The 8,417-nt window shown below is 38.0% G+C and carries 9 protein-coding genes; 4 read left to right on the forward strand and 5 right to left on the reverse strand.

Translation table 11 applies throughout. The annotated features are described in order from the left end of the window. Positions 1–93: 93 nt before the first annotated feature. Positions 94–1,830, reverse strand: a complete 1,737-nt coding sequence (gene pyk, locus HMPREF1639_RS03310; RefSeq protein ID WP_036763192.1) for a pyruvate kinase — start codon at positions 1,828–1,830, stop codon at positions 94–96. 111 nt (positions 1,831–1,941) lie between these two features. Further along, a complete protein-coding gene (pfkA, locus tag HMPREF1639_RS03315; RefSeq protein ID WP_036763196.1) occupies positions 1,942–2,913 on the reverse strand; it encodes a 6-phosphofructokinase in 972 nt (323 codons plus the stop codon). 389 nt (positions 2,914–3,302) lie between these two features. On the opposite strand from pfkA, the gene rpsU reads away from it, so the two are divergent. The 3 genes from rpsU (at position 3,303) to HMPREF1639_RS03330 (ending at position 5,074) form a co-directional block, all read left to right on the forward strand. Beyond that, positions 3,303–3,482 (forward strand): 30S ribosomal protein S21, encoded by a 180-nt coding sequence (gene rpsU / locus HMPREF1639_RS03320; protein ID WP_002844447.1) that lies wholly within the window; start codon positions 3,303–3,305, stop codon positions 3,480–3,482. A 24-nt stretch (positions 3,483–3,506) separates the two neighbouring features. Next, positions 3,507–3,947: a GatB/YqeY domain-containing protein gene (locus HMPREF1639_RS03325; RefSeq protein ID WP_036763199.1), complete on the forward strand. Its 441-nt coding sequence runs from the start codon at positions 3,507–3,509 to the stop codon at positions 3,945–3,947. 245 nt (positions 3,948–4,192) lie between these two features. After that, positions 4,193–5,074, forward strand: a complete 882-nt coding sequence (locus HMPREF1639_RS03330) for an SH3 domain-containing protein (protein ID WP_036763201.1) — start codon at positions 4,193–4,195, stop codon at positions 5,072–5,074. 286 nt (positions 5,075–5,360) lie between these two features. On the opposite strand, the gene HMPREF1639_RS03335 is transcribed toward HMPREF1639_RS03330, so the two are convergent. Genes HMPREF1639_RS03335 through HMPREF1639_RS03345 form a run of 3 tightly spaced genes read right to left on the reverse strand, consistent with a single transcriptional unit; the run spans position 5,361 to position 7,020 of the window. Beyond that, complete coding sequence (locus tag HMPREF1639_RS03335; protein WP_052045399.1) at positions 5,361–5,945, reverse strand: hypothetical protein; 585 nt, start codon at positions 5,943–5,945, stop codon at positions 5,361–5,363. Positions 5,946–5,955: 10 nt separating this feature from the next. Continuing rightward, a complete protein-coding gene (locus tag HMPREF1639_RS03340; protein WP_036763205.1) occupies positions 5,956–6,630 on the reverse strand; it encodes a uracil-DNA glycosylase in 675 nt (224 codons plus the stop codon). 15 nt (positions 6,631–6,645) lie between these two features. Next, entirely contained in the window at positions 6,646–7,020 is a 375-nt protein-coding gene (locus tag HMPREF1639_RS03345; RefSeq protein ID WP_036763206.1) for a NusG domain II-containing protein, read from the reverse strand. An 87-nt stretch (positions 7,021–7,107) separates the two neighbouring features. Between HMPREF1639_RS03345 and HMPREF1639_RS03350 the strand changes: the two genes are divergently transcribed. After that, the gene (locus tag HMPREF1639_RS03350) at positions 7,108–8,157 is read left to right on the forward strand and encodes an FAD:protein FMN transferase (RefSeq protein WP_036763207.1); all 1,050 of its coding nucleotides are present in this window, start codon (positions 7,108–7,110) and stop codon (positions 8,155–8,157) included. The last annotated feature ends 260 nt before the right edge of the window (positions 8,158–8,417 follow it).

An 8,417-nucleotide genomic window follows, 5' to 3' on the forward strand; every position in this document is an offset into this window, starting at 1 on the left:
ATTATCACCAACGTTATTTGACATAGAACCATTTAATTTTATTTTTATCACGGCCTCATAGCTTGTCAAAGATATTAGGCTAAGATTTATGTCTTACTGTTCTCTACTAACAGCACCGCTTGCTGGTTCTACCTTTATCATATCACCATTATTTACCTTCTTTGTGATTCCATCTACAGATACGATTACTGGTATACCTAGGTTGATACCTGCTATGGCTGCATGGGAAGTCATACCACCAGTTTCAGTTACAATGGCACTGGCCTTTTCCATATACTTTAGCATATCTCTGTCAGTTCCAAGTGTTACTAGTACATCGCCTTCATTAAACTCCTTGTCTTCTCCTGGCATGATTACCTTGGCTGGTCCTTCTACACAAACCTTACCAATACCAACACCTCTGCCTAGGAATTCGCCTATTACAGATACCTTGACTAGGTTAGTCTTACCTGTCTTGCCTACCGGAACACCTGCTGTGATTACAACTATATCTCCAGGGTTTACTATTCCTGCATTCTTAGCTACTTCTACTGATTCATCCATCACTTCGTCTGTGCTTTCTGCAAACTTAGAAATTAATGGGTATGTACCCCATAATAGGGATAATTTTCTTCTTACTCTTTCATTCTGAGTAGCTGCTATGATTGGAGCTTTTGGTCTAAACTTTGATACCATCCTAGCTGTGTAGCCTGATGATGTACAAGTTATAATGGCCTTGGCACATAGGTCCATAGCAGTTGTACAAGTTGCATGACTTATAGCATCTGTTACAGTTATCTTGTCCATATCCATCTTGTATTTAACCTTGTAGTCTAGAGTTTCTTCAGTTCTCAAGGCTATTCTATTCATTGTCTTTACAGCTTCTACTGGGTACTTACCTGCAGCTGTTTCACCTGATAGCATGATTGCATCAGTTCCGTCATAGATAGCATTTGCTACGTCTGTTACTTCTGCCCTTGTTGGTCTAGGGTTTCTGATCATTGAGTCTAGCATCTGAGTAGCTGTTATTACTGGCTTGGCTACTTCATTACACTTTCTGATGATCATCTTCTGAACTATAGGCACTTCTTCACTTGGTATTTCAACACCCATGTCACCTCTGGCTACCATTATACCATCTGATACCTGGATGATTGAATCTATATTGTCCACACCTTCCTGGCTTTCTACCTTTGATATAATGTGGATTTCTGGAGCATTATTTTCTTCTAGGACCTTTCTGATTTCAAGTACGTCAGATGCCTTTCTAACAAATGATGCTGCTATAAAGTCTATTCCCTGTTCTATACCAAACTTGATATCTTCTATATCCTTTTCTGTAATAGCTGGTAGGTTGATAGCTACACCTGGTAGGTTTACACCCTTTCTAGACGATACCTTACCTGAGTTTTCTACTATTGTGTGTATATCATTTCCCTTTATTTCCTTTATTCTAAGGGCTACTAGTCCATCATCTATAAGGATTGTATCTCCAACCTTTACATCATCTACCATACCCTTGTATGATACGCTACATCTCTGGCTGTTGCCCATGCAATCGTCCATACTAACTACGAATTCTGCCCCTTCTTCAAGGATTACTGGTTCTTCAAATTCGCCTGTCCTTATCTCTGGACCCTTAGTATCTAGAAGGATTGCCACTGGCTGGTCTAATTCTTCTCTTACCCTCTTAGTCCTGTCCATTCTCTCCTTGTGTTCTTCATGTGAACCATGAGAGAAATTGAACCTACAAACGTTTAGTCCATTCTCTATTAATTCTTTTAGGACCTGGTCTGAATCTGTTGAAGGTCCCATTGTGCATACTATTTTTGTCTTTTTACATCTTATCATAATCTTTAATCACTCCTATAACTTATATGGCTAGGTTGCCCTGCCTAATTATAAATTGTCCAACCAAGTTACCGGCTCAGTTTTATCATTTTAGCTTATTTACCTAATCAATTATATTGATAGTATTTTTGCCATTTCATACAAGTCTTCGTCAAAAGTCTTCTTCATTGAAAGTGCTTCATCTATGTCCATATCTATTATCTTATTGTCCTTTATACCCACAACTCTTCCTGACTTACCTTCTATAAGTAATTCTACGGCCTTGTTGCCCAGCTTGCTGGCAAGTATCCTGTCAAAGGCTGATGGTGAACCACCTCTCTGCACGTGACCTAGAACTGTTATCCTAACATCTGCCTTGTCTTCTATTGTTAGAGCAGACCTTAGACCCAAGGCTCCACCCTCTATATTTTCAGCACCCTCAGCTAGGACTATAATACTATGCTTCTTGCCCCTCTTCTGAGTTGTTTTTAACTTTTTAACTATTTCCTCTGTCCTAGTGTCCATTTCAGGTACTATTATAGATTCTGCACCACCTGCTATACCAGCAAATAGGGCTAGGTCTCCACAGTGTCTACCCATTACCTCTATTATATTTACCCTGTCATGTGATGATGATGTATCTCTTAACTTACCTATGGCATCTATTACAGTATTAGTTGCTGTATCAAAACCTATAGTATAGTCTGTATAGGCAAGGTCGTTGTCGATAGTTCCCGGTATGCCTATTGTGTGTACTCCTAGCTGGCTCAACTTGTTGGCTCCTGTAAATGAACCATCTCCACCTATTACCACTAGACTGCCAACGCCAAATTCCTCTAATATTTCAACGGCCTTGGCCCTACCTTCTTCTGTTCTGAATTCGTCACATCTTGATGACTTTAGGATTGTACCACCCTTCTGGATGATATCACCAACTGATGAAAGGTCCATCTCTATAAATTCCTTGTCTAAAAGACCTGCATAACCCCTCTCAATGCCGTAAACCTTGTAGCCATAATATATAGCTGTCCTTACAACTGCTCTGATGGCTGCGTTCATACCTGGAGCATCTCCTCCACTGGTCAAAATACCTATAGCCTTCATACATCTACCTCCTATTATTTTTTTACCTTACCATAATAATCTAATTTATTTTATTTTACTTTAATAATCTATGAAAATCTCTTCTACCTATTAAATACCAAATTTTTGATACTTAAAACAGGTAAGGGGCTTTTTTCGTCCCCATATATCATTTTCCATCCCACAATGAATAAAAAAATATTGGACTTAATCCACTTACTAATTATATCACATTTTTTAAAATTCATAAATAATATTTGGACAAGTTTGGGCTTTTTTATATTTTTTTATATATTTCTATATATTTTACAAAAAGACTTGATAAAAGCCCTAATTTCGCTTATAATATTATGGTGTTAAACTAATCGAATTAGGTTAACAAATCGCTGAATTGTAGGGAGGTGAAACAGATGTCAGAAGTTAGAGTAAGAGAAAACGAATCATTAGATAGTGCACTTAGAAGATTCAAGAGACAGTGTGCTATGTCTGGCATAATGTCAGAAGTTAGAAAAAGAGAACACTATGATAAGCCAAGTGTTAAGCGTAAGAAAAAAGCCGAAGCTGCTAGAAGAAAAAACGCTAAAAGATAGTTAATTAAGAAGAGGTGAAAGGGAATGTCCCTTAAAGAAAAACTGCAGGAAGACCTAAAGTCTTCAATGAAAAACAAGGATACAATCAAAAAATCCGTTGTTACACTTATCAGGGCTGCCATCAAGCAGTACGAAGTTGATAACCGCGTTGAGCTAGCTGATGATGCTATCATCGATATCATTTCCAAGCAGCTTAAGCAGAGAAAGGATTCACTAGCTGAATTCGAGAAGGCTAACAGGGATGATTTGATTGAAGAAACAAAGTCTGAAATACAAGTTTTAGAAGGATACCTACCTCAACAATTAAGCGAAGAAGAACTTGAAAAAATAGTGATCGAGACTATAGCCGAAGTTGGTGCTACATCAATGAAGGATATGGGCAAAATTATGAGCACAATCAAGCCTAAGACTGCTGGACGTGCAGACGGCAGAAAAATAAACGAACTTGTTAAGAAGAATTTGTAAAAACTTAGTGTAAGCTAACTAAAAGACTATGCATATTGTATGTGTAGTCTTTTTTGTATGCCTAGTCTTTTCACATATTATTTTGTATTATTCTTTCGATTAGTATCACCTTTTTACTCTTTTTACATAGTTTTAATAATATTTAAATTGAAATAGTTTTCCCAACTTGATATAATTATCTTAATAGGAAAATTATTATATTTGTACTACATATTTACTATTTTAGAAATTGGAGGAATTGTACATTGTCTAAAGAAAAATACACAAATAATTTTGATTCGTACGATGAATACGATGAGTCTGGACCATCAAATGATAAGCGTAAGAAGATTCTATTTATTGTTGGTGGACTAGTAGTCTTGGCCCTAATAGTGGCCGGCGGAATATTTGCAAAGGGTAAGATGGAAATATCTTCTCTTAACAAAAAGGCTGAAAACTTTATAGATATCAAGGACTATCAAGAGGCTGCCAAGATCTATTCCGACCTATATTCCAAGACTGGCGACGTAGAATACAAGTCCAAGAAAAACCAGATGGATATTATGGCTGAGACCAAGTCAAGTATGGAAGAAGCCAAGAACCTAGAACAGCAGGGTGAATATGTCAAGGCTATAGCAATTTACAAGCAAATCCCTGCAGAGGACAAGGACAACTACAAAAAGGCCAGTGACAAGATAAGTTCACTAAAGTCTGATGTAGTAAAGAAGGCCAGCTCGATGATAGATTCCGGCAATACTACATCCGCCTCTTCCCTACTGTCTGAATACCTAGGCCTAATACCAGATGATAAGACTGCCAGCGACCTCTACAAGAAGGTAGCAGGCAAGACTGAAACTGAAGTCAATCAGGTGGTTGTTAAGGAGTCTTCTAGCCAGTCTAGTTCTTCATCTAACCTTAGTGCTGCCCACCGTACTGCCAACTCTATAAACGGTAGCTACCAGTATGTGACAGCCAAGGAAGCAAATATTAGAAGTGGACCTAGCAAGTCATCCCCTTCAGTAAATACCGTATACAAGGGTGACGAAATTTATATATTTGATACATATGTAGAGTCAGCTAATAGAATTTGGTGTAAAACTTATGGTGGCTGGATTTCCTACAATACCTTGAATGGAAATATTAGGTAGGAGATAGAAATTTGATATCGATTTTTGTAAATGTTTGAAGGTGTCACTTTTAGTGACCCTTCTTCTTTTTAAGACCTATTGTCTAACTTTTTTATAGTATAGCTTTTAGAACTTGTTTTTACAAATAAAAATAGGCTGTTACCAGCCTATTTTTATTAAACAATTTATATGTGTTGATATGGAAGCTAAAGATTAATTAAATCTTTAATTTTGATACGATAATCAGTATCAAGTAACTATAGTTTACCATAGGTTCCCATAAAATGCAAGCACTTTTACAAAATTTTTATATATTTTTTTCTATAGACTCTTGATCTACCCTAGTATGGTACTCGCCATTTTCTCCACACAAGTCTAATCCCTTATATGACGACAACTCTTCAAGTAAGCTCCTATCCAATAATCTTCCAATAAAGGATTCATCTAGGTAGTCCGTATTTACCTTTACTATTCTAGCCTCCAAACCAGTATCCAAAAATTCTTCCAAGATAGCCCTCCTGTCCTCATATTCTAGGGGGTGTAGGCAGGCTAGTCCTGCACCGGCACACCTCTTCCTATTCCAGTCTAGATGGCCCTCTATATCTATATCACCAAAAATACAGGCCTCTGCCCCTATGACCTTAGACTCTCTTAGAGCCTCTTCAAATAAGGCCTCATAATCCTCTACCCCTGACTCTGTAAAAAATACCTCTGCTCCAAGTATCCTAGCTACCTCTTGAAAGTATTTTTTATCCAGATTGTGTGTCCAAGACTGGTCTTGACCCTTTTTTGTAGAAACAATAAGGGCAACTACCTCCTTGCCCTCATCTAACATTCTTTTAATAGCTAGAGTGGAATCCTTACCACCACTAAATGATGCTGCAAACTTCATGCCACTCCCCCTATATATTTTCTATCTGCCAGTTGATTGGTTCTTGCCCCATGGATTCCAAGATCTGATTTATCTTGGAAAAATGTCCACATCCAAAGAAACCTCTATGTGCTGACAGTGGACTTGGATGAGGAGCCTCTAGTATATAGTGCCTACTAGCATCTATTAATTTCTTTTTAGACCTGGCATTTGCACCCCACAAGACAAATATCACGGGTTCTTGCCTCTGGTTGAGATAAGAAATCACCTTATCTGTGAAGGTTTCCCAACCCTTCCCCTTATGAGAATTTGCCTGGTGGGCCCTTACTGTTAGGGCTGTATTTAAAAGTAGTACCCCCTGCTTGGCCCAGGGCACAAGGTAGCCATTATTTGGTATATATAGGCCTAATTCATCTCTCAACTCCTTGTACATATTAAGTAGGGATGGTGGAGTCTTTATGCCCGGTTTTACGGAAAATGCCAGACCATGGGCCTGACCATCATCATGGTAGGGGTCCTGGCCCAATATCAATACTTTGGTCCCCTTGTAAGAAGTGTACTTCAAGGCATTAAAAATATCGTACATATCAGGAAAAATCTGTTGACTCCTATACTCTAGCTTCAAAAATTCTCTTAGCTTCAAATAATATTCTTTTTTAAATTCATCAACCAAGACCTGGTCCCAGTCGTTACCTAGATTTACCATAAAAGCCTCCTTGTCCTACTTTGCAGTTACATCCTTGTCAACCTTACTTATGTCGTTGCTGACTATCTTTACATTTATCTTGTGGGGCAAGCATACTATACTCTGGCCGGGCTTGTTTATAAAACCAGTGTGGACACACACCTTGTCCGGACAGTTGGCTGTAGTCATCTCGACCCCCTTGTTGTGGATATATATCTTATTTACCCTTCCATTTTTTTCCCCTATATCTATCTTCTGGTCTTTGTCCAGTGGATAGGTATTATATAGCTTGTTCTCGACATATACCTCTACCCTACCTCCCTGGCCAGAATTAAAATACTTATTTATAAAGACTGCCTGGACAATTAAGATTACCACTATTGCAAATAGAATTATATCTCTCTTCTTCATTACTTCACCCACTTCCATTCATTAAAAAAATATGTTATAATAATACTTATTGTGTCATATTGATTATATCATAAATTGGAGGTAAAAATGAAAAAATCAAATCTCAAGATAATCGCATCGATAATAAGTCTATTTATTGTTTGTATTATCTTCTATTTTACACTTATAGATAAGGTAGGTACCTTTTCAACTACCAACTACTATCTAGACACAGTCAACCAGATAAGTGTGATAAATACTAGAAAATCTCAGGCTAACAAGGTCCTTCCTGAGCTGGACAAGATAGTCCTAGACATCCACAACAAGATGAGCTCACAGATGGACACTAGTGAGGTTTCAAGAATCAACCAAAAGGCTGGTATAGAGCCTGTAAAGGTCTCTGATGATACCTACCAGGTCATCAAACATTCCCTAGTCTACTCAGATATGACATCTGGCAAGTTTGATATATCTGTTGGAGCTGTCTCATCTATATGGAAGATTGGCAGCGAGGATGCGAGAGTTCCATCTGGTGAAGAAATTAAAAAGATACTTCCCTTGGTAAACTACAAGGATATACTTCTAAATGACAAGGACCAGACAGTCTTTCTAAAAAATAAGGGTATGAAAATTGACCTAGGTGGTATTGCCAAGGGCTACTGCGCTGATAAACTGGCAGACTACCTAAGAGAACACGATATTAAAAATGCCATTATCAACCTGGGAGGAAATATCTATGTATTTGGACAAAATGCAAAGGGAACCGACTTCAATGTGGGTGTTCAAGACCCTGCCAAGAGCAATACTGAAGCCCTAGGAACTATCAAATTGACGGATATGTCTGTTGTTACATCGGGTATATATGAAAGATTTATAGAGAAGGATGGTAAAATCTACCACCATATGATTGATCCAGATTCAGGCTACCCATTTGAAAATGAGCTGACTAGTGTAACGATTATATCCAAGAAATCCATAGACGGAGATGCCCTATCAACATCTACCTTTGGACTAGGTCTAAAAGAAGGTATGAGATTTATAGACGGGCTTGATGGTGTGGATGCTATCTTTATTACAAACGATAAGAAGGTCTATACTAGCAAGGGTATCCGCAACAAGTTTGTTCTGGAAAACAAGAACTACAGGCTTGCTAATTAGTCAGCTTAATCTATTTGTAAAAAATATTAAAAAACGACCCCCAAAAAGTTGTACCAAAAATCTAACAATTGGGAGGTCGATTTTTTTATAGTTTGGATATATGCTAGAAGTCCCCTATTGTGTTGTTTAAATTATCATCAAGTATATGCCTAACAATAGACATCCCCCATAGGACTCTATCCAGTCTGAAAATCACCCCATATATTTAAATCGAGTAGGGAGGACTTTCTCCTCCCTCTCACACCACGGAGCGTGCCGTT

The organism is Peptostreptococcus sp. MV1 (assembly GCF_000758885.1).
In the GTDB taxonomy this organism is placed as follows: domain Bacteria; phylum Bacillota; class Clostridia; order Peptostreptococcales; family Peptostreptococcaceae; genus Peptostreptococcus.

Excerpts from the sequence above, each read along its gene's own strand:
- HMPREF1639_RS03350 (WP_036763207.1), top strand. The coding sequence starts at position 7,108 with ATGAAAAAATCAAATCTCAAGATAATCGCATCGATAATAAGTCTATTT.
- HMPREF1639_RS03345 (WP_036763206.1), bottom strand. The coding sequence starts at position 7,020 with ATGAAGAAGAGAGATATAATTCTATTTGCAATAGTGGTAATCTTAATT.
- HMPREF1639_RS03340 (WP_036763205.1), bottom strand. The coding sequence starts at position 6,630 with ATGGTAAATCTAGGTAACGACTGGGACCAGGTCTTGGTTGATGAATTT.
- HMPREF1639_RS03335 (WP_052045399.1), bottom strand. The coding sequence starts at position 5,945 with ATGAAGTTTGCAGCATCATTTAGTGGTGGTAAGGATTCCACTCTAGCT.
- pyk (WP_036763192.1), bottom strand. The coding sequence starts at position 1,830 with ATGATAAGATGTAAAAAGACAAAAATAGTATGCACAATGGGACCTTCA.
- HMPREF1639_RS03325 (WP_036763199.1), top strand. The coding sequence starts at position 3,507 with ATGTCCCTTAAAGAAAAACTGCAGGAAGACCTAAAGTCTTCAATGAAA.
- rpsU (WP_002844447.1), top strand. The coding sequence starts at position 3,303 with ATGTCAGAAGTTAGAGTAAGAGAAAACGAATCATTAGATAGTGCACTT.
- pfkA (WP_036763196.1), bottom strand. The coding sequence starts at position 2,913 with ATGAAGGCTATAGGTATTTTGACCAGTGGAGGAGATGCTCCAGGTATG.